We start from the raw sequence: 19478 nt of genomic DNA on the forward strand, positions 1-19478 counted from the left end.
GTCGCCCTGCTGGGTGCTCTGTTGCCGCTCCTCGCGGTCCTCGGCCTCGCCGCGCCCCCGGCCCAGGCGCGGACCGGGGCCGTTCCCGCGGCCACCCTCACCGAGGTCACCGGGTTCGGCGCCAACCCCAGCAACCTCCAGATGTACGTCTACGTGCCGCAGAACGTCAGCCCGCACCCGGCGGTCGTGGTGGCCGTGCACTGGTGCGGCGGCTCCGCCTCCGCGATGTACTCCGGCACCGAGTGGCCCTCGCTGGCCGACCGGCACGGATTCGTGCTCGTGTACCCGTCCGTCACCCGCGCCAGCAAGTGCTTCGACGTCTCCTCCCCGCAGGCGCTGCGCCACGACGGTGGCAGCGACCCGGTCGGCATCCGGTCCATGGTCGACTGGGCGACCCGCACCTACGGGGCCGACACCGGCCGGATCTTCGTCACCGGCATCTCCTCCGGCGCGATGATGACCAACGTCCTGCTCGGCGACTACCCCGACGTGTTCGCGGCGGGCGCCGCCTTCTCCGGCGTCCCCTTCGGCTGCTTCGCCACCACCGACGGCTCCGAGTGGAACAGCGCCTGTGCCGGCGGCACCGTCACCCGCACCGCGCAGCAGTGGGGCGACCTGGTGCGCACCGCCTACCCCGGCTACACCGGTCCGCGCCCCCGCATGCAGGTGTGGCACGGCACGGAGGACGACACCCTGCGCTATCCCAATTTCGGGGAGGAGGTCAAGCAGTGGACGAACGTGCTCGGCGTGAGCCAGATCCCCGCCGCCACCGACACCCCGGCCGCCGGCTGGACCCGCACCCGCTACGGCGGCACCGGTGACCGGGCCCCCGTCGAGGCGATCAGCCTCCAGGGCGTCGGCCACAACCTCTACAGCTGGGGCATGGCCTCCCGCGCCCTCACCTTCTTCGGCCTCGACGGCGACGACGGCGGCACCGGCCCGCAGCCGCCCGCCGGCCCCTGCGAGGTCACGGCCGCCGTCAGCACCTGGAGCACCGGCCTGACCGCCTCCGTCACCGTCACCAACACCGGCACGGCCCCGGTGAACGGCTGGAAACTCGACTTCACCCTCCCGGCCGGCCAGACCCTCACCAACGGCTGGAACGCCGACTACAGCGCCCGCACCGGTGCGGTCACGGCGACCAACGCCGCGTACAACGCCACCATCGCCCCCGGAGCGAGCGTCACCCTCGGCTACCAGGCCACCCACACCGGCAACGGCACGGCGCCGACCGCGTTCAGCCTCAACGGGAGCGCCTGCACGGTGGGTTGATCACCTACGGGTGCGCACCGGTCCGGCGGGAGACGGCCGGTCGGTGCGCGCCGCGCCGTGGAGACCGCCGGACACGCGTGGCGCATGGCGCCCCAGGCGCAGGGCGCGAGCCCCTGCCCCCCCGCGAGCCCCGCCCGCCGCCCGGATGCCGCTCCTGCCGGCGGGCGGGGACTGGCATCGCGGGGGACCGGCGTCGCGCGGGACTGGCGTCGCGCGGGGCGGAGAGGTTCCCTGGTAGTCGGGGGCGTCCCCCGGGAAAAGGGGATGACCGGCGCGGTCGCGGGCACTCGGGGGGCACGTCAGGCGATCTCACCCCCCGAGGAGAGTCATGGCTGAGCAGAAGTCGTCGTCGGTCCTCACGGCGCCCCTGCGCGGCGCCGCCTCGGTCCTGCGCAGGGTGCCCGGCGCCGGAACGGTGGGCAGGGCCGCCGAGGGGACACTCGACAAGATCGGCGCGGTCTCGCCCCGCGGCCGGCGCATGGCGGTGTACGCGGGCGCCGGGGCGCTCGGCGTGGCAGGCGTGGTGGAGTGGCCGGTGGCGCTCACCGGCGCGGCGGTGGCCTGGCTCACCCAGCCCCGGCCGGATCAGCCCGGGCAGCGTGGAGACGCCGTCGGGCAGCGCCCGGAGCCCGCGCACGACCTCGGTACCGCGGCTCTCAGGTCCGGCGCCGGCCCCGGCCGGGTGGTCGAGAGCGCGCCGGGTGGCAGCGGAAGCCATACGGCAGGCCCTGCCCCGGGGCCCGCCAAGGAATCGGAACACACCAAGGGGCACACCAAGGGCCACAACAAGGGCCACACCGAACCGTCCGGGCCGCCCGTGGCCGATCACGGCGCCGGGTCCTCCGGTACCAGTACCGACACCGGGACCAGGACGTCCGCCGGCCCCCTCGGGCCGACCGCCCGGCCCGACCGCACCACGCTCTAGGAGGTCATGGTGGCCGGACTGCTGACGGCGCCGACGGCCGCCGTACGACTGCTGCCCGCGGCTCCACGCCTGCTCGCGCGGGCGGCGGCACCGGCGGTCGGCATGGCCGCCGGTGCCGCCGCGAGTACCGCGCGCGCCGGTGTGCGCGGCGCGGACACCGCCGCACGCGTCGCCCGGGTGGCCCGCAACGCGCTGCCCGGCGCCGGTACCCACTGGCGCTCGGGCGCCCGCGCCCATCTGGCCGTACGCCCCCTGGAGCGGGACCAGGCGCGGCGCGCCGGCGGCACCGCGCACCTGGCGCGCCGGGTGGCCGAGGCGCTTCAGGAGCATCCCGAGGTGCTCGTCGCCTACTGGGACCAGGGGCTCGCCCGCCTCGTGGTGACCGCGACCGGCGAACAGGCCGCCGACCGGGTCCTGGCGCACGCCGCGGACCTGGCCGAACGGCACGGCCTGGCGCTGGCCGGCGGGGATGTCGCGGAGACCACGCACCCGGCCGACCCGGCCGGGGTGCGCGCCGCCGCGGCCACGCTCGCCGCCGACGCCGTCGGCATCGCCGTGGCCCTGACCGCCTACACCCTGCGGCTGCCGCCCTCCCCCCGGATGGTGACCGCCCTCGTGACCCTGCTGCGGGAGAACCCGCGCTTCCGTGACCGGCTGCGCGCCCGGCTCGGCGACCAGGGCATGGACCTCGCACTGGCCTGCGCCAACGCGGCCGTGCACGGCGCCGGGCAGAGCCCCACCTCGCTGGTGCTCGACGGCGTCCTGCGCGCCTGCCAGATGGCCGAGACGGTGGCCCGCTCCACCGCCTTCGACGCGGTGCACGACCGGCTGTGCGCCCCTGACCGGGTCAGCCTCGCCCCGGACGGCCCGCCCCGCCCTCCGTTGCACGTCTCCCCGGCCCAGGAGTACGCAGCCCACGCCTCCGCCGGCAGCGTCCTGGGCGCGGCGGCCACCCTACTGGTCAAGCACGACGCCGGCGAGGCGGCGGAGGCGGTGCTGGCCGGCTCCCCGAAGGCCGCCCGCTACGGCCCGGCCGCCTTCCACGCCGTACTCTCCGCCGCGCTGGCCCGCACCGGCGTCCTGGTCCGCGCCCCGGAGCGGCTGCGCCAGCTGGAGATGGCCGGCACCGTCGTACTGCACCCCGGCGCGCTGCGCACCGAGGACGGCGAGCCCGACCCATGGGCCGAACCGGTGCTGGACGCCGCCCGCCGGGCCGGACTGCGAGTCGTCCTCGTGGACGATCCGGCCCTGGAGGACTTCACCGGCCTCGCCGACCAGGTCGTCGACCCGCGCCGGCCACTGGACGACGTGGTGTACGAGGCGCGCGGCGAGGAGGGCGCCGTCCTGGTGGTCGCGCGGGTCCGCGCGGCCGGCGAGCACGACGTCCTGGCGGCCCTGCGCGCCGCCGACATCGCCCTCGCCCTGACCGACCGGGACGGCGCGGTCGTCTGGGGCGCGGACCTGCTCGCCCTGCACGGCCTGCCCGACGTCTGGCGGGTCCTGACCGCGGTCCCGGCCGCCCGCCGGGTCGGCCGCCGAGCCCAGACGCTGGCCCGCTCCGGCGCCGCGCTGTCCGGGCTGCTCGTCGCCGTCGGCGAGTCCGGCGGCGGCAGGGGCCGCCGGAGCGTGCTGCCCGGGCTGCGGCACGCGCCGGTCGACGCGGGCGCGGCCTCCGCGCTGCTGTCCGGGGTGCGCGCCGCGCTCGGCGTGGCGGCGGCCCGTGCCCCGCACCCGCGCCCCCGGGTGCACTGGCACGAACTGGGCGCGGACGAGGCCCGGGACCGGCTGGCCCGGGAGCCGGCCGACGACACCGGGGCCGACGCGCTGGCCACCCGGGTGCGCAAGGCGGCCAAGGGCGTCGCCGGGCACCCGGCCGCCGCGCCCGTCCGCTGGTCCTACCGGCTCGGCCGGGCCGTCCGGAGCGAACTCCAGGACCCGCTCACCCCCGTTCTGGCCGTCGGCTCGGCGGCGTCGGCGATCCTCGGCTCGGTCGTGGACGCGCTGCTCGTCGTCGGCGCCCTGGACCTGAACGCCCTGGTCGGCGGCCTCCAGCGGCTACGGGCCGAACGGGCGCTGTCCGGACTCGTCGCGGAGCAGAAGCAGAAGGCCCGGCTGGTGCCGCCGCAGGCCGAGGCCCCGGCCGGCGGCACCCGCACCGTCGAGGCGGGCCGGCTGCGGCCCGGCCATGTGATCCAGCTCAAGGCGGACGACGTGGTGCCGGCCGACGCCCGGCTGCTGTGGCAGGAGGGTCTGGAGGTGGACGAGTCCGCGCTCACCGGCGAGTCGCTGCCGGTGGAGAAGCAGACCGACCCCACCCCGCACGCCGCCGTCGCCGACCGGCGCTGCATGGTCTTCGAGGGCACGACGGTGGTGGCGGGGGAGGCCCGGGCCGTCGTGGTCGACACCGGCGACCGCACCGAGGCCGCCCGCGCCGTCCACCTCGCCGCGCGCACGCCCCCGGCCGGCGGAGTGCAGGCCAGGCTCCAGGAGCTGAGCCGCAAGGCGCTGCCGCTGACCCTGGGGGGCGGCGCCGCCGTGACGGGCCTGGCGCTGCTGCGCGGCACCCCGATCCGCGAGGCGGTCAGCGGCGGGGTCGCGGTGGCCGTGGCGGCCGTACCGGAAGGGCTGCCGCTGGTGGCGACGGTCGCCCAGCTGGCCGCGGCCCGCCGGCTGAGCCGGGGCGGTGTCCTGGTGCGCACCCCGCGCACGCTGGAGGCGCTGGGCCGCATGGACACCATCTGCTTCGACAAGACGGGCACGCTCACCGAGAACCGGCTGCGTCTGGTGCGCACCGCCGATGCCGAGGGCGAGGTCCACGCCGTGGACGACGCCGGCGCCGAGTGCACCGTACGGGCCGCCGCGCGGGCCTGCCCGCAGGTGGAGGGCGGCTCCGAGCGGCCGGTGCACGCCACCGACGAGGCCGTGCTCGCCGCGGCCCCGCCCGACCCGGACTGGTCCCGTACCGCCGACCTGCCGTTCGAGGCCGCGCGCGGCTACGCCGCCGCCGTCGGCCGCGCCGGGGACGGCCCGCCCGTGCTGGTCGTCAAGGGCGCCCCCGAGACCGTACTGCCCGCCTGCGCCGGACTGCCGGAGCACGCCGCCGACACCGCCCACGCGCTGGCCGGGGACGGGCTGCGGGTGCTCGCGGTGGCCGAACGGCGCCTCGACACGGCCGAGGGCGAGGACGAGGCCCTCGAACGGCCCCTGGAAAACCTGGAGTTCATCGGCCTGCTGGCGCTGTCCGACGTACCGCGCGACACCTCCACGGCGCTGGTGGAAGCGCTCAACGGGGCGGGCGTACGTCCGGTGATGCTCACCGGCGACCATCCGCAGACCGCGCGCGCCATCGCCGCCGACCTGGGCTGGCCCGCGGACACGGTGGTGGTCACCGGCGACGAGCTGGCCGCCGCCGACCGCGCGGCCCGGGCCCGGATGCTGCGCGACGCGGGCGTGGTGGCCCGGGTGGCACCCGAGCAGAAGCTCCAGGTGGTGGAGGCGCTCCGGGACGCGGGCCGGGTGGTCGGCATGGTCGGCGACGGCGCCAACGACGCCGCGGCGATCCGCGCGGCGGACATCGGCGTCGGCATCAGCGCCCGGGGCTCGGCCGCCGCCCGCAACGCGGCGGACATCGTGCTGACCGACGACGATCTGACGGTCCTGGTCGACGCGGTCGGCGAGGGCCGCGCCCTGTGGCACAGCGTGGCCGACGCCATCGCCATCCTGATCGGCGGCAACGCGGGCGAGGTCGGCTTCGGCATCATCGGCACCCTGCTGTCCGGGCGGGCGCCGCTGTCCACCCGGCAGATGCTGATGGTGAACCTGTTCACCGACCTCTTCCCGTCGATGGCGGTGGCGGTGACGGAGAAGGAGGACGGGCAGGGCACGGTCCGGGCGCGCAACGGGTCGCCGGAGGACGCCTCCGCGGTACTGGGCGCCCCGCTGCTGCGGCAGATCCGGCACCGGGCGCTGACCACGTGTCTGGGCGCGGTCACGGCCTGGCTGATCGGCCGCTTCACCCCGGGCACCGCCCGCCGCTCCAGCACCATGGCCCTGTGCGGGGTGGTCGGCACCCAGCTGGTGCAGACCCTGCTCGACCGGCGGGACAGCCGGCTGGTGCAGGTGACCTCGCTGGGTTCCGCGCTGGCGCTCGTCGCCGTGGTCCAGACGCCGGTCCTCAGCCGCGCGTTCGGCTGCACCCCGCTCGGCCCGTTCGCGTGGGCGGGCGTCGTGGCCGCGATCGCCCTCGCCCTGGCGGGCCAGCGGTCACTGCCCCGCTTGGAGCGGACCGTGGGACGACTGCTGCCGACGACGTGACGACCGGGGCGACCGGCCACGACCGACGGGTCACCGGGCCGCCCCGCGAACATCGGCACCCTCGGCACCGGGACCGGACCGTCCGGTGGTACGACCGCCGCCTTGACCAGGAGCGGGCCGTCGGTGGCACGACTGCCGGGACCGGGCCCGGACCGCCGGGACCGGGCCCGGATCGCCGGGGTGATACGGCCGTCGGGGCCGGGTTCAGACCGACCGGTGGTACTGGATCGGCACCCGGACCTCCGCGCCCAGTTCGCGGGCGGCGTGCCGGGCCCAGGACGGGTTGCGCAGCAGCTCGCGGCCGAGCAGGACCACGTCGGCCTCGCCGTTCGCCAGGATCTTCTCCGCCTGTCCGGCCTCGGTGATCAGCCCGACGGCGCCGGCCCGCAGCGGGGTCTCGGCCTTCACCCGGGCGGCGAACGGCACCTGGTAGCCCGGCCCGGTCGGGATGCCGACGCCGTTCGCGTTGCCGCCGGTGGAGACGTCGAGCAGGTCCACGCCGTGGGCGTGCAGGTCACGGGCGAAGCGGACCGTGTCGTCCGCGGTCCAGCCGCCCTCGTCCAGCCAGTCGGTGGCGGAGATGCGGAAGAGCACCGGCTTCTCCGCGGGCCACACCTCGCGCACGGCGTCCACGATCTCCAGGGCGAACCGGGTGCGGTTCTCGTACGAGCCGCCGTAGGCGTCCGTGCGATGGTTGGTGTGCGGGGAGAGGAACTCGTTGACCAGGTAGCCGTGGGCGCCGTGGATCTCCACGGTCTCGAAGCCCGCGGCCAGCGCCCGGCGCGCGGCGGCGGCGAACTGTCCGATGATCTCCTGGATCTGATCAACCGTCAGTTCGGTCGGCACCGGGTGGTGTTCGCTGAACGGCAGCGCGCTCGGGGCGAGCGGCTGCCAGCCGTGCGCCTCCGGTCCGACGGGCCCGCCGCCCTTCCACGTCCGGTCGGTCGACGCTTTCCGGCCTGCGTGACCGAGTTGGACCCCGGGCACGGTGCCCTGCTCGGTGAGGAAGCGGGTGATCCGCCGGAAGGCCTCCACCTGGGTGTCGTTCCACAGCCCGAGGTCGTACGGGGAGATCCGGCCCTCGGGGGCGATCGCGGTGGCCTCCGTCAGGATCAGCCCGGTGCCGCCGGCGGCCCGCGCCGCGTAGTGCGCGAAGTGCCAGTCGTGCGGCACACCGGCGAGCGGACCCTCCGGCTCGGCCGAGTACTGGCACATCGGCGCCATCCACACCCGGTTCGGGACGGTCACTTCGCGCAGGATGAGGGGCTCGAAGAGGGCGGGCATGGCGGACTCCGTTTCGTCGCGGACGGCTTGAACCCTTCGTACGTCAGTCATCGTACTACGATGGACGTGAAACTACGGCACGTGTCGAACTATGCGGGATCTCGTACGATGGTCATCGAAGAAGTCCCGCGACGAAGGGCGGACGCCGTGACCGAGACAGCCGCGACCGGCCGCGCGCTGCCGCACCCGGACCGTGAGCACATCCGGCTGGAGTCCGTGCTGCACGCGCTGTCCGACCCGATGCGGTTGCAGATCGTGCGGGAACTGGCCGCCAAGGAAGCGGAGTTGACCTGTTCGCAGTTCGACCTGCCGGTGACCAAGTCCACCACCACGCACCACTTCCGGGTGCTGCGGGAGAGCGGTGTCGTCCGGCAGGTCTATCGGGGCACGGCCAAGATGAACGGCCTGCGCCGGGACGATCTAGAGAGCCTTTTCCCGGGGCTGCTCGACAGCGTCCTCGCCGCGGCCGACCGGCAGGCCGCCCGGCTCGGCGACACCGGCCGTGTCCCGGCCGACGGCTGAACTCGCCCTGCCCGGAAGGTGGTTGAAGAGCAGGTTCAGCACGATCGCGGACAGGCAGCCCGCGCTGATGCCGCTGTTCATCACCGTCTGGAACCAGTCCGGGAACTTCGCGTACAACGTGGGCACGCCCACCGGCAGCATGCCGATCGCCACCGAGACGGCCACCACGGTCAGGTTGCCGTTGCCCCGGAAGTCGACCCGGCTCAGCGTCCGCAGCCCGCTCGCCGCGACCGTCCCGAACATCACCAGCCCGGCCCCGCCGAGCACCGGCGCCGGGATCGCCGCGACCACCGCGCCCAGCTTGGGCAGCAGACCGAGCAGCACCAGGATGCCGCCGGCCGCCGCGACCACCCAGCGGCTGCGCACCCGGGTCATGCCGACCAGGCCCACGTTCTGCGCGTACGCCGTGTACGGGAAGGTGTTGAACACCCCGCCCAGCACGGTCGACAGCCCGTCCGCGCGCAGCCCGTCGGCCAGCGTGCGCGGCTCGGCCCTCCGCCCGGTCAGCTCGCCGACGGCGATCAGGTCCCCCGTCGTCTCGGTCATCGACACCAGGGCCACCACCAGCATGGACGCGATGGCGGAGGCCCGGAACTCGGGCGCCCCGAAGTGGAACGGCGTGCTGATGCCCACCCAGCCGGCGTCGGCGACCCCGCCGAAGTCGGTGAACCCCAGCGGCACGGCGACCGCGAGCCCGGCCGCGATGCCGACGAGCACCGCGATCCGGGAGAGGAAGACCGGCGCGAACCGCTGCACGCCGAGCACCACGGCCAGGACGAAGCCCGCCAGCGCCAGATTCCGCGGTGCGCCGAAGTCCTTCGAGCCGACCCCGCCCGCCGCCCAATTGCCCGCGACCGGCAGCAGCGACACCCCGATGATCAGGATCACCGTGCCGGTCACCAGCGGCGGGAAGAAGCGCAGCAGTCTGCCGAAGACCGGCGCCAGCAGCATGATCGCCAGCCCGGCGACGATCACGGAGCCGTAGATCGCGGGCAGCCCGCCGTCCGTCGTGCCGATGAGCACCATCGGCGACACGGCCGCGAACGTGCACCCCTGCATGACCGGCAGCCGCACACCGAACCACCGGAAGCCGACACACTGGATCAGCGTGGCGATCCCGCACACCAGCAGGTCCGCGGTGACCAGATACGCCAGGTCGGCGGGTGACAGCCGCATCGCGCCGCCCACGATCAACGGCACCGCGACGGCGCCCGCGTACATCGCGAGCACATGCTGGAGCCCGAAGGCGGCCAGTTGCCGGACGGGGGGAATCTCGTCGACGGGATGCGCGGCTGCGGTCGTGGCCATGAGGTCTCCATCTGCGGCGGACGGCGGCGGGATCCGGACATCCGGACATCCGGCAACGGGACATCGGGACATCGGGACATCCGGAAACCCGGACAGGAGGAGACCGTAAGGGCCTTGAACAGTTTGTTGATTTCAGGTCTGTTGCCGCTGTGTGTCCCGCCCCCGGGCGTTCCCGCTCCGCTCCTCTCCGCCGCCTACGGCACCCGTGCCGCCGCCAGCAGCGCGTCCCAGTCGGACAGCTTGACCACGCCCCGGCCCAGCCGCGCCCCCAGCTCGGCCTCGGCCCGCTCGATCGCCAACCAGCCCCGCCAGGGCACGGGTTCGACACCGGCCGCCCGGAGCGCGGCGACCGGATCCGCCGGCACGTCCGCGCGGGCGAGGGCGGGGGCGTCCGCCAGCAGCGAGGTCACCGTCTCCTTGGCGCAGGGCCGGTTGGTGCCGATGACCCCGGTCGGACCGCGCTTGATCCACCCGGCGACGTACTCGCCCGGCACGGGCACGCCGTCGCGCAGGACACGTCCCTCGCGATGCGGGACCGTGCCGCTCACGGCGTCGAACGGCAGCCCTTCCAGGGGGACTCCGCGATAGCCCACCGAGCGCAGCACCAACTGCGCGGGCAGGTCCTCGTACCGGCCGGTCCCGGTCACGCCGCCGCGGTCGTCCGGCGCCGTGCGCTCGAAGCGGACGGCGCCCACCCGGCCACCGGCTTCGAGCAGCTCCACCGGGCGCAGGAAGAACCGCAGCCGGATCCGCCGGGCGGCGGCCACGGCGGACCGCGCCGCCCAGTCCCGCAGCACCTCCACATTGCGGCGCTGCCCGGCCGGCAGCGTGCCCGGGTCGGCCGGATCGAGCGCCAGGTCGTCCTTCTCCACGGTCACGTCGGTGCCGGGCAGGGCGCCCAGCTCGCGCAGCTCCTTGGTGGTGAAACGGGCCTGCGCCGGGCCGCGCCGGCCCACCATGTACACCTCGGTGAGCCCGCTCGCCGCCAGCGCGTCCAGCGCGGCCTGCGGGATGTCCGTACCGCGCAGCTCCGCGGCGCCCCGGACCAGCATCCGGGTGGCGTCCACCGCGACATTCCCCACCCCGATGACCACGGCCGACCGCACCCCGCGCAGGAAACCGGCGTCGGCCGCGTCCGGGTGCGCGCTGTACCAGGAGACGAACTCGGTCGCCGGGAAGCTGCCCGGCAGGTCTTCGCCGGGGATCCCCAGCCGCCGGTCGCCGGCGGCGCCCACGCAGTACACCACCGCGTGGTACAGCCGCCTCAGCCGCTCCACCGGCAGGCCGTCCGGGCAGCCCACCCGCACCCCGCCGAGGAACCGCACCCGCTCGTGTTCCAGCACCGTGCGCAGGCTGCCCTGGAGGGACTTGATCTTCTCGTGGTCGGGCGCGACGCCGTAGCGGACCAGGCCGTAGGGACACGGCAGCCGGTCCAGGACGTCCACCAGGACCCCCGGATCACGCTGAACCAGGCCCTGGGCGGTGTAACACCCGCTCGGCCCGGATCCGACGACGGCGACACGCAGCACAGCGGTACTCCTTGCCCGAAGGAGGGGCGTGCGGACGCTTCCAGCATGGCACCGCGAGACCCGGGCGGGCAGGGCCGGTGGAGTGATCCGAACGCGTACGCGCTTGTCAGGGACGTGACCGTACGACTACGCCGAGCGTCCGCGCGCCCGGCAGCGGGCGCCGCCCTGCGCGTCGACCGCCGTCCCGCTCAGCGGCCGTCGGTCCTTCCGAGGCCGTTGATCCTCTCCGAGCCCGCCGACCCCCGATCAGGCCCGCTACCGCCGCTCCGGCCGTTGCTCCTCCGTGGCGAAGAACCGGGACAGGTCCTCGTCCTCCGCCTTCGCGTCCGGCGCGCTCTCGGGCGGTACGCCCATCTCCCAGTCCAGCCCGTACCGCTCGAACAGCTCGGCCCGCAGCACCGGTACGGGCATCGGCACCCCCGGCACCAGCGCCGCGTACACCGCGCCCATCAACAGGGCCCGCAGCATCGGGTAGTCGACGGAGACCGTCTGCGAACCGTAGCGGGCCACGGTCTCGCCGAGCAGCTCCGCCAGCCGGCGCTGCTCCGGGCACTGCACGAAGCCCTCGGCGTGGAGCAGGCCCGCCATGTGCTGGCGCATCAGCACCGGCCGGTCCCGGGCCAGACCCAGGATCGCGTCGATGGCCCGGGCCAGCCGCTCCCGGCCGTCCTCGGTGCGCGGCTCCCGCTCCAGCGCCTCCTCCAGCGTGCGGTGCATCAGCCGGTGCACGGCCGACTGCACCAACTGGCGCTTGCCGGGGAAGTAGTACGACACCAGTCCACGTGCCGAACCGGCCCGGTCGGCGATATCGCCCAGCGTCGTGGCCTCGAACCCACGCTCGCCCACCAGTTCGACGGCGGCCTGCAACAGCCGTTCCCTGGAACGCCGCCGCAATTCTTCATTGACCGAAGCGCTGCGCGGGGACATCCTGTAACTCCTGCGTTGACTGGCTGCCAGCCAACTATACTCAACGCATCGGGGCGCACCCGTGTGTATCGGAGCGCCCGGAGCAGCCGTCCGTCTGGGGCGACGCGGGGGATCGTCTCAGACGGACGGCACAGCGCGCCAGGTGTCCGGCGGGCACTTCAAAGCACGGGGTACGTGGTCCAGTTGAGGACCGCCGTGGCCGGTGCCAGCCCGGACCGCGCGCGGCCGGGACCCGGCGGACTCGACGCGGAACGGCCTCCCGGCGGAACCGCACAACACGCACAACACGACTGCCGTGCCCGCGACTTCACCCGTGCCGGCCCTCCGGATCCTCCGGCCGGTTCCGCGGCCGCTCGTACACCAGCACCGCCAACGCCACCAGCAGCGCGCCCAACAGCCATCCGCCGAGCACGTCCGAGGCCCAGTGGACGCCCAGCCAGACCCGGGTGACGCCCACTCCGGCCACCGAGACGACCGCCGCCGCCACCGCCGTGCGCCACAGGGCGCGGCCCGCGCCGCTGCGGCGCAGCAGCCACAGCAGCAGGCCGCAGACCACGGTCGCGGTCAGCGCGTGACCGGACGGGAAGGCCGCGTAGTGGGCGGAGTCGACGGGGTCCGGCCAGACCGGGCGGGGGCGGCCGACGACGGCCTTCACCGACTGCTGCACGATCGTCGCCAGCGCGACCGTGCCCGCCAGCCACAGCGCGGTCCACCACGCGGCGCGGCGCCAGACCAGCCACCCGGCCGCCGCCGCGCACACCAGGCGCATGGTCAGCGGGTCCCACACCCAGTCCGTCAGCACCCGGAACGCCCGCGTCACCGCCCGGTCGCGGACCGCCCAGCGGTGGGTGGCGCGGGCGATGCCGTCGTCCAGCGCGAGCAGCGGGTGCCAGCGGACCGCGACGAGGACGAGCAGCAGCACCGCACCGACCCCGAGCACCACGGCGGCCCGGGCGGCCGTGCGGTGCGCGGGCGGGGGACCGGAGGACGGCGGTGGCGGGAAGCCGGGGGAGGGCGGTGGCGTGGGAGCGGTGGGACGATCGCGCATGCCGCGATCTTTGTGGATACGGGCAGCCGCGGCCAAGTCCGGCATGACCGGAAGCGGGCGGGGCGGGGCATGGCGGGGCCGGGGCATGGCGGGGCGGGGCGTACGAGCCCAGGCCCTCCGGTACCAGCGCGGCGGTCGCCGTCAGGCGCGGGGGTGCCGGGCCGGGAGGCTTCGGCACGTCGGCCCCCCGGGCCGGGACGCTTCGGCACGTCGGCCCCCCGGCCGTCCTCACATCGCCAGCAGCATCGCCACCATGCCGATCCCCATCGACAGCCGGCACGCCCGGGCCAGTTCCGGGCGGTCGCCCCAGCGGTCCGGCGCGGCCCCGGCCAGGGGAGCGGCGGCGGGCACCAGCCGGGCGCCGGAGAGCAGCACGTAGCCGGTGAAGTAGAGGAGCAGGGCGCCGGTCAGCAGGGGGATGCCGGTGCCACCGTGCCCGTGGTGGGCGGCGGGCGGGGCCCCGGCCATCGCCACCGCCATGTAGACCATCGCGGCGCTGCCCACCAGATGGTGCAGATGAGCGAGGCCGCCGCGCACGGCCCACAGCGCGCGCAGCGTCGCCGCGCCGAACACGGCCGCGTACACCGGCCACGCCCAGCCCGGCGGCGTGAACACCGCCGCCGGCACGGCCATCGCGGCCATGCCGAAGCCCATCAGCGCCTCGCCACCCGCGGCCCTGCGCTGCTCGGCCACGCCGCTGCGCATCCGCAGCAGGCAGTAGGCCCCGGTCGCCGCGCACAGCGCCACCAGCAGCCAGGCTGTCGACACCGGTCCGTGCATGCGCACCTCCCGCTCGACGGTCGCTCCGGAAGGACTCCGGACCCCGCTCCCCAGGGACGCCATGCCCCGGGGCGGCGGAGCGCACGCGAGCGCAAGGGGGTACGCGGGGAGCATGCGGGGGAGCACGGGCCGTCACGCCTGGCCGTCCTCACTATTTTACGAGTAAAACACGTGTTAACTTGATGGTATGAGCAGTGCGACCCCCCACCGTCTTCCCCTCGCCGGAGCGCTCCGCCTCGGCCGTCCCTCCGACATATGGTTCAAGCCCGCGCTGAGCGCGGTCGGTTCGGTCGCCCCGCCCAACCTGACGCTGCTGGCGCTCGGCCGGCTCGATCTCGCCATGTACACGATGGCCGGTTCGCTGTGCGCGCTCTACGGCCACAACCGGCCCTACGCCGCCCGCGCCCGCACCCTGGCCTGGGTGGTGCTCGGCATGGTCGGCGGCCTCGCGGTGGCCCTGCTCGCCTCCGCGCTGACCACGAACGCCGTGGTCCTCGTCACCGTCGGCGCCGTCCTCGCGGCGGTCCAGAAGACGGTCTGCGACGCCACCCGGGTCGGACCGCCGGGCAACGTGGTCCTCACCTTCATCAGCTCCGCCTCGCTCTTCGCCCCGCAGACCCTCGGCGGGCTGCCGGGACACATCGGGCTGGCCCTGGCCGCCGGCGCCTGGGCCTGGCTGGTCTGCATGGCACCCGGGCTGCTGCGCCCGCACGGCCCCGAGCGCCGGGCCACCGCCCAGGCCCTCAACGCCGCCGCCGCGTACGCCGCCACCCGCGGTACCGGCGACGGTCACGCCCGGGCCCGCGCCGCCTGTGCCGCCGCGATCCACGGCGCCTGGCAGTCGCTGCTCGCCGCCGGCGCCCGCCCCGACGGCACCCGGCGCGCCCTCGAACACCTCCTGGTCCGCGCCGAGGTCGCGCTCGCCGCGCCCGCCGACACCGACCCCGAGCGGCTGCGCGCCTGGGCCCGCGCCCTGCGCGGCACCGGCCGTGTCCCGCGCGTCGCGCCGACCGGTGCTGCCGCCGACGAACTCCTCGGCGTCGCCGCCGAACAGCCCCTGCCGCCCCGCTCCCTGCGGCACCGGCTCGCCCCCCTCGCCCCGCTGGCCGTACGCACCGCGCTCGGCTGTGCCCTCGCCGGATACGCCGCCCTCGCCCTCGGCGTCGGCCGCCCCTACTGGGCGCTGGTCACCGCCGCGTCCCTCTACCAGGCCAACGTCACCCTCACCTGGAGCCGGGCCGTCCAGCGGGTCGTCGGCAACCTCGTCGGCGTCCTCGTCTTCGCCGCCCTCGCCCCGCTCACCCATCTGCACCCCGCCGCCCTGGTGCTGGTCTCGCTCGCCCTCAACTTCGGCGCCGAGGCGCTGATCGGCCGCAACTACTGGCTGGGCAGCGTCTGCGTCACGCCGATGGCGCTGCTCATCACCGAGTTCGCCCGCAGCCAGGACGCGGCCGACCTGATCACCGACCGGATCGTGGACACCCTCATCGGCGCGCTGGTCGGCTTCGCCGCCGCCGTCGCCGTCACCAACCGGCGCGCCGGCGCCCGCCTGGACCACGCGCTGACCGCCGCCGAGCGCGCCCGCGAGCACGCCGCCCGCCTGCTCGCCGAGCCGCACCCGGAGCCCCGCGCCCTGGAGTCCGCCCGCCGCACCCTGGCCGCCGCCCTGGTCGACCTGCGCGCCACGGCCGATGCCGCCGCCGGCGAGTGGTGGCAGCGCGCCCTGCCCGAGGACCGGGTCGTGCTCACCGAGCAGGCCGGACACCGTACGCTCGCGGCGACGGTACGGCGCCAGGGGCTCGTACCGCGGGACCGGGACGAGGACCCGGGCCGGGCGCCGGGCGGCGACCCGGCCCCGGACAGGACGACGGAGGACATACGGCCATGACGGCGACGAACGGCGGCCCGACGCCCGGAAGCGACGCGACCGGAGCCCGGCCCGGGGCCGGCCCCGACCCCGCGCGCGGCGACACCGTCTCGGCCGTCGTCCGCCAGTGGCAGTCCGTCCACCCCGAGCTGGACACCGGACCCATGGAGATCATCGGCCGGATCAACCGCTGCGCCGCCCTGCTCCAGCAGGCCGAGGACGCCCCGCTGCGCCGGGCCGGTCTGAGCCGCGCCGAGTTCGACCTGCTCGGCGCGCTGCGCCGCACCGGCCACGAACTGACCCCGGGCGAGCTGGCCCGGGAGACCTTCTCCTCCGGGGCCGCCGTGACCAAGCGGCTCAAGCAGCTGACCGAGCGCGGGCTGGTCGAACGGCGCGGCGACACCCGCGACCGGCGCGTGGCCCACGTACGGCTCACCGACGCGGGCCGCGGCCTGGTCGACGGCATCCTGCCCGACCAACTCGCCTACGAGACGGCCGTACTGTCCGTCCTTCCCCCCGGGGACCAGGGCGAACTGGCCGGGCTGCTCGCCGAGCTGCTCGGCCGTCTGGAGGGCCGGATGGGCGCGCTGCGGGCCTGACCGGCCGTCACGGTCACAGCACGTCGTGCACGGAACGGCGGTACGTGGAGCGGCGGTCGACGATGTCCGGCCAGCGGTCGCCGTACACATTGCGGGTGATGGGCGCTTCCCGCAGGAAGTCGTGCGGGAAGCCCAGCGGGACCGCGCTCACCTCGTCCAGGCGGGCGCGCGCGTCCGCGTCGAGCCGGACCCCGGTGCCCGCCAGATTGTCCGCGAGCTGCTCGGGCCGGGTGGCCGACACGATCGGCACGACGTTCCCGGGCCGGCCCAGCAGCCAGGCCAGGGCCACCTGCGCCGGGCTCCAGCCGCCCGCCTCGGCGATCTCCACGACCGCGTCGACGACGTCCTCCTCCCACGCCTCGGGCCGCACGTCCAGCGTGGCCAGCCGCCCGGTCCCGCCGCGCCGGTACTTCCCGGTGAGCCGGCCCGCCGCCAGCGGCGCCCAGGCGAACACGGCGAGGTCGAACGCCCGGGCCTGCGGCAGCAGTTCCCGCTCGGGGGTGCGCTCCAGCAGGCTGTAGCGCAGCTGCGAGCCCGCGAAACACGTCCAGCCACGCAGCTCGGCAAGGGTGTTGGCCTGCGCGATCTCCCAGGCGGGCCAGTCCGACACGCCCACGTAGAGCACCTTGCCCGCGCGGACGACGTCGTCCAGGGCGCGCATCACCTCCTCCACCGGGGTGAAGTTGTCCCGGGCGTGCACCCACAGCACGTCGAGCCGGTCGGTGCGCAGCCGGCGCAGGCTGTCCTCGACCGACCGGACGAGGCTCGCGCGGTGGTTGCCCGCCGCGTTGGGGTCGCCGTCGCGGGTGGCGCAGGTGTACTTGCTCGCCAGCACGAACCGGTCGCGGCGCCCGGCGAGCAGCTCGCCGAGGATCCGCTCGGCGCTGCCGGAGGTGTAGTTGTTCGCGGTGTCCACGAAGTTGCCGCCCGCGTCGGCGTAGACGTCGAGGATCCGGCCGCTGGTGTCCTTGTCGGCGCCCCAGCCCCAGTCCTCCCCGAAGGTCATGGTGCCCAGCGCCAGCTCGCTGACGCGCAGCCCGGTCCGGCCGAACAGTGTGTACCGCATGGGTGACTCTCTCTCGTCGCAGGTGATGCGGGCGACGCTAGGAGCTGGAGCGCTCTCGAAGGCAAACACCCGCCCGGCCCGCCGGACGCACGGCCGCGGGCCCGCGACCATGCTCGGCGGAGCCCCGCGAACCCGCCCGGTCAAGCCCCGCGAAACATGCCCGGCGAAGGCCGCCGCCGCCCGCCGGGCACGTGCGCGGGGCGGGCCTCAGATCCCGGGCCGGTACCGCAGGGGGTGGTCCGCCGGGATCTCCACCAGGACGATCGGCGTGCCGTCCGGATCGCTGATCCACATCTCGACCAGGCCCCAGGGCTCCTTCACCGGGGGCCGTACGATCTCCACGCCCCGTGCCCGCAGCTCCTCGCACGCGGCCTTCGCGTCCTCGACCTGCAACCACAGCCGCAGAGCGGGCGAGGGCGGGTCGTCGGACCGGCCGGACAGCTCCAGGAAACCGCCGCCGAGGAAGTAGACCGTGCCGCGCTCGGGGCCGGTCCCGAACTCGCGGTAGACGGACAGGCCCAGCTGCTCGCCGTAGAAGGCGCGGGAGCGTTCGGGATCGGAGGGCCGGAGCAGGGTCCGGCTGCTGAGTACATGCACCATGCAGCAGGGTTACCCTCTTCGGTGCCCCGGCCACGCCCGAGATCGGAGACAACCGTCATGGACACCCCCGCCACCGGACTCACCTTCCGCGACGCCACCGACGCCGACGTGGACGCCCTCGTCGCGCTCGTGGAGTCGGCGTACCGGGGGGACAGCAGCCGGGCCGGGTGGACCACCGAGGCGGACATCCTCGACGGGCAGCGGACCGACCCCGAGGGTGTGCTGGAGGTGATCAAGTCGCCGGACAGCCGGCTGCTCACCGCGGAGCTGGACGGCCGGCTCGTCGCCTGCTGCCAGCTGGAACACCGCGGCGACCACGCCTACTTCGGCATGTTCGCGGTGAGCCCCGCCCTGCAGGGCGGGGGCGTGGGCAAGGCCGTCCTGGCGGAGGCCGAGCGCCGGTGCCGGCAGACCTGGGGCGTCGGCGAGATGCACATGACGGTGATCTCCGTGCGCGCGGACCTGATCGCCTGGTACGAGCGCCGCGGCTACCGCCGTACGGGACGGACGTCCCCGTTCCCGTACGGCGACGAGCGCTTCGGCATCCCGCTCCGCGCCGACCTGGAGTTCGAGCTGCTGGTCAAGAAGCTCGGGTGAGGACGCGACAGCCGGTTCACGGGCCGGCCCCCGGCGGCTACGCCGTGAACCGGCCCGTGCGCTTGATCTCCGGGTAGTCGGTCGTCGCCCCGTCCAGCTCCAGGGCGCGCACCAGGCGCAGGTGCTCCTGGGTGTTGACCACCCAGCCGAGGATCCGCAGCCCGGACGCGCGCGCGTGCTCGACGATCTCCAGGGTGAGCCGGCGGATGTTCAGACACACGGTCGCGGCGCCCGCGGCGACGGCGCGGTCCACCACCTCGGTGCCGTAGCGGCTCGCGACCAGCGCCGTACGCACCCCCGGCACCAGCCGCGCGATCTCGGTGATCGCCTCGTCGTGGAACGAGGACACCTCCACCCGTGCGGTCAGGTCCCGCGCGCGCATCACCTCCGCCAGCGCCCGGGCCGCCGCCACATCCTTGATCTCGGCCTGCAACGGCGCGCGCACCGCCTCCAGCACCTCCTCGAACACCGGCACCCGCTCCCCGCGCCCCGCGTCCAGGGCGCGCAGTTCCGCGAGGGTCTTCTCGGCGATCGGCCCGGAGCCGTCGGTGGTGCGGTCCACCTCCGCGTCGTGCATGACGACCAGGGCGCCGTCCTTGCTCAGGTGCAGATCGAGTTCGATCAGGTCCAAGCCGGCCCGCTGCGCGGCGACGAAGGAACGGAGGGTGTTCTCGGGCTCGACGCCCATGACCCCGCGATGACCGATGGTAAGGAAGTTCAAGGTTCAACTCGCTTCCGTCGACGGCGGCTCGGCGACGCGCGGACCGACGGACCCGTGCCGGACGTCGTCGTCCACGCGGCAAGGCCGCAGCCTAATGGCCGGGCCGTGCGATGGACCCG

16 protein-coding genes are annotated in these 19478 nt (G+C 75.2%); 7 read left to right on the forward strand and 9 right to left on the reverse strand.

The genetic code is table 11. The features are described from left to right. Positions 1–18: 18 nt before the first annotated feature. From IH25_RS0105995 to IH25_RS0106005, 3 genes are all read left to right on the forward strand, one after another. Positions 19–1272 carry an extracellular catalytic domain type 1 short-chain-length polyhydroxyalkanoate depolymerase gene (locus IH25_RS0105995; protein ID WP_245172713.1) on the forward strand — a complete coding sequence of 418 codons (1254 nt, stop codon included), beginning with the start codon at positions 19–21 and terminating at the stop codon, positions 1270–1272. A 328-nt stretch (positions 1273–1600) separates the two neighbouring features. Next, on the forward strand, positions 1601–2197 hold the full coding sequence (locus tag IH25_RS0106000; protein WP_030604152.1) for a hypothetical protein: 597 nt from the start codon (positions 1601–1603) through the stop codon (positions 2195–2197). A gap of 6 nt (positions 2198–2203) precedes the next feature. Continuing rightward, the gene (locus tag IH25_RS0106005; RefSeq protein ID WP_030604155.1) at positions 2204–6511 is read left to right on the forward strand and encodes a cation-translocating P-type ATPase; all 4308 of its coding nucleotides are present in this window, start codon (positions 2204–2206) and stop codon (positions 6509–6511) included. A gap of 204 nt (positions 6512–6715) precedes the next feature. On the opposite strand, the gene IH25_RS0106010 is transcribed toward IH25_RS0106005, so the two are convergent. Continuing rightward, positions 6716–7795 carry an NADH:flavin oxidoreductase/NADH oxidase gene (locus tag IH25_RS0106010; RefSeq protein WP_030604158.1) on the reverse strand — a complete coding sequence of 360 codons (1080 nt, stop codon included), beginning with the start codon at positions 7793–7795 and terminating at the stop codon, positions 6716–6718. Positions 7796–7903: 108 nt separating this feature from the next. Between IH25_RS0106010 and IH25_RS0106015 the strand changes: the two genes are divergently transcribed. Then, positions 7904–8317 carry an ArsR/SmtB family transcription factor gene (locus IH25_RS0106015; protein ID WP_209445276.1) on the forward strand — a complete coding sequence of 138 codons (414 nt, stop codon included), beginning with the start codon at positions 7904–7906 and terminating at the stop codon, positions 8315–8317. Here IH25_RS0106015 and IH25_RS0106020 read toward each other — a convergent pair. From IH25_RS0106020 to IH25_RS0106040, 5 genes are all read right to left on the reverse strand, one after another. Beyond that, positions 8216–9625 (reverse strand): nucleobase:cation symporter-2 family protein, encoded by a 1410-nt coding sequence (locus tag IH25_RS0106020; RefSeq protein ID WP_037654427.1) that lies wholly within the window; start codon positions 9623–9625, stop codon positions 8216–8218. The two genes, IH25_RS0106015 and IH25_RS0106020, sit on opposite strands and share 102 nt — an antisense overlap. Positions 9626–9819: 194 nt before the next feature. Beyond that, on the reverse strand, positions 9820–11154 hold the full coding sequence (locus IH25_RS0106025; protein ID WP_030604164.1) for an FAD-dependent oxidoreductase: 1335 nt from the start codon (positions 11152–11154) through the stop codon (positions 9820–9822). 255 nt (positions 11155–11409) lie between these two features. Further along, a complete protein-coding gene (locus IH25_RS0106030; protein ID WP_030604166.1) occupies positions 11410–12081 on the reverse strand; it encodes a TetR/AcrR family transcriptional regulator in 672 nt (223 codons plus the stop codon). Positions 12082–12388: 307 nt separating this feature from the next. Beyond that, positions 12389–13129, reverse strand: coding sequence for a phosphatase PAP2 family protein (locus IH25_RS0106035; protein ID WP_078844149.1), 741 nt, complete (start codon positions 13127–13129; stop codon positions 12389–12391). Positions 13130–13357: 228 nt separating this feature from the next. Further along, positions 13358–13909 (reverse strand): DUF5134 domain-containing protein, encoded by a 552-nt coding sequence (locus tag IH25_RS0106040; protein ID WP_030604171.1) that lies wholly within the window; start codon positions 13907–13909, stop codon positions 13358–13360. Positions 13910–14096: 187 nt separating this feature from the next. Between IH25_RS0106040 and IH25_RS0106045 the strand changes: the two genes are divergently transcribed. Next, on the forward strand, positions 14097–15797 hold the full coding sequence (locus IH25_RS0106045; RefSeq protein WP_030604173.1) for an FUSC family protein: 1701 nt from the start codon (positions 14097–14099) through the stop codon (positions 15795–15797). Next, entirely contained in the window at positions 15794–16375 is a 582-nt protein-coding gene (locus tag IH25_RS0106050; protein WP_030604176.1) for a MarR family winged helix-turn-helix transcriptional regulator, read from the forward strand. The genes IH25_RS0106045 and IH25_RS0106050 overlap by 4 nt, the downstream gene beginning before the upstream one ends. A gap of 13 nt (positions 16376–16388) precedes the next feature. On the opposite strand, the gene IH25_RS0106055 is transcribed toward IH25_RS0106050, so the two are convergent. Both IH25_RS0106055 and IH25_RS0106060 read right to left on the reverse strand, forming a co-directional pair. After that, positions 16389–17441 carry an aldo/keto reductase gene (locus tag IH25_RS0106055; RefSeq protein WP_030604179.1) on the reverse strand — a complete coding sequence of 351 codons (1053 nt, stop codon included), beginning with the start codon at positions 17439–17441 and terminating at the stop codon, positions 16389–16391. 207 nt (positions 17442–17648) lie between these two features. Next, the gene (locus tag IH25_RS0106060; protein WP_030604182.1) at positions 17649–18041 is read right to left on the reverse strand and encodes a VOC family protein; all 393 of its coding nucleotides are present in this window, start codon (positions 18039–18041) and stop codon (positions 17649–17651) included. Positions 18042–18098: 57 nt separating this feature from the next. Here IH25_RS0106060 and IH25_RS0106065 point away from each other — a divergent pair, with 57 nt between their 5' ends. Next, positions 18099–18638, forward strand: a complete 540-nt coding sequence (locus IH25_RS0106065; RefSeq protein ID WP_030604185.1) for a GNAT family N-acetyltransferase — start codon at positions 18099–18101, stop codon at positions 18636–18638. Between the two features lie 37 nt (positions 18639–18675). Here IH25_RS0106065 and IH25_RS0106070 read toward each other — a convergent pair whose 3' ends face one another. After that, positions 18676–19359, reverse strand: a complete 684-nt coding sequence (locus tag IH25_RS0106070; protein WP_030604187.1) for a glycerophosphodiester phosphodiesterase — start codon at positions 19357–19359, stop codon at positions 18676–18678. Between the last annotated feature and the right edge of the window lie 119 nt (positions 19360–19478).

The sequence above is a fragment of the Streptomyces achromogenes subsp. achromogenes genome, assembly GCF_000720835.1.
GTDB classification, from domain to species: Bacteria; Actinomycetota; Actinomycetes; order Streptomycetales; family Streptomycetaceae; genus Streptomyces; species Streptomyces achromogenes.

Bases quoted from the DNA above. Each gene is read 5' to 3' on its own strand.
- IH25_RS0106000 (WP_030604152.1), top strand. From the start codon at position 1,601: ATGGCTGAGCAGAAGTCGTCGTCGGTCCTCACGGCGCCCCTGCGCGGC.
- IH25_RS0106005 (WP_030604155.1), top strand. From the start codon at position 2,204: ATGGTGGCCGGACTGCTGACGGCGCCGACGGCCGCCGTACGACTGCTG.
- IH25_RS0106010 (WP_030604158.1), bottom strand. From the start codon at position 7,795: ATGCCCGCCCTCTTCGAGCCCCTCATCCTGCGCGAAGTGACCGTCCCG.
- IH25_RS0106015 (WP_209445276.1), top strand. From the start codon at position 7,904: ATGGTCATCGAAGAAGTCCCGCGACGAAGGGCGGACGCCGTGACCGAG.
- IH25_RS0106020 (WP_037654427.1), bottom strand. From the start codon at position 9,625: ATGGCCACGACCGCAGCCGCGCATCCCGTCGACGAGATTCCCCCCGTC.
- IH25_RS0106030 (WP_030604166.1), bottom strand. From the start codon at position 12,081: ATGTCCCCGCGCAGCGCTTCGGTCAATGAAGAATTGCGGCGGCGTTCC.
- IH25_RS0106035 (WP_078844149.1), bottom strand. From the start codon at position 13,129: ATGCGCGATCGTCCCACCGCTCCCACGCCACCGCCCTCCCCCGGCTTC.
- IH25_RS0106040 (WP_030604171.1), bottom strand. From the start codon at position 13,909: ATGCACGGACCGGTGTCGACAGCCTGGCTGCTGGTGGCGCTGTGCGCG.
- IH25_RS0106045 (WP_030604173.1), top strand. From the start codon at position 14,097: ATGAGCAGTGCGACCCCCCACCGTCTTCCCCTCGCCGGAGCGCTCCGC.
- IH25_RS0106050 (WP_030604176.1), top strand. From the start codon at position 15,794: ATGACGGCGACGAACGGCGGCCCGACGCCCGGAAGCGACGCGACCGGA.
- IH25_RS0106055 (WP_030604179.1), bottom strand. From the start codon at position 17,441: ATGCGGTACACACTGTTCGGCCGGACCGGGCTGCGCGTCAGCGAGCTG.
- IH25_RS0106060 (WP_030604182.1), bottom strand. From the start codon at position 18,041: ATGGTGCATGTACTCAGCAGCCGGACCCTGCTCCGGCCCTCCGATCCC.
- IH25_RS0106065 (WP_030604185.1), top strand. From the start codon at position 18,099: ATGGACACCCCCGCCACCGGACTCACCTTCCGCGACGCCACCGACGCC.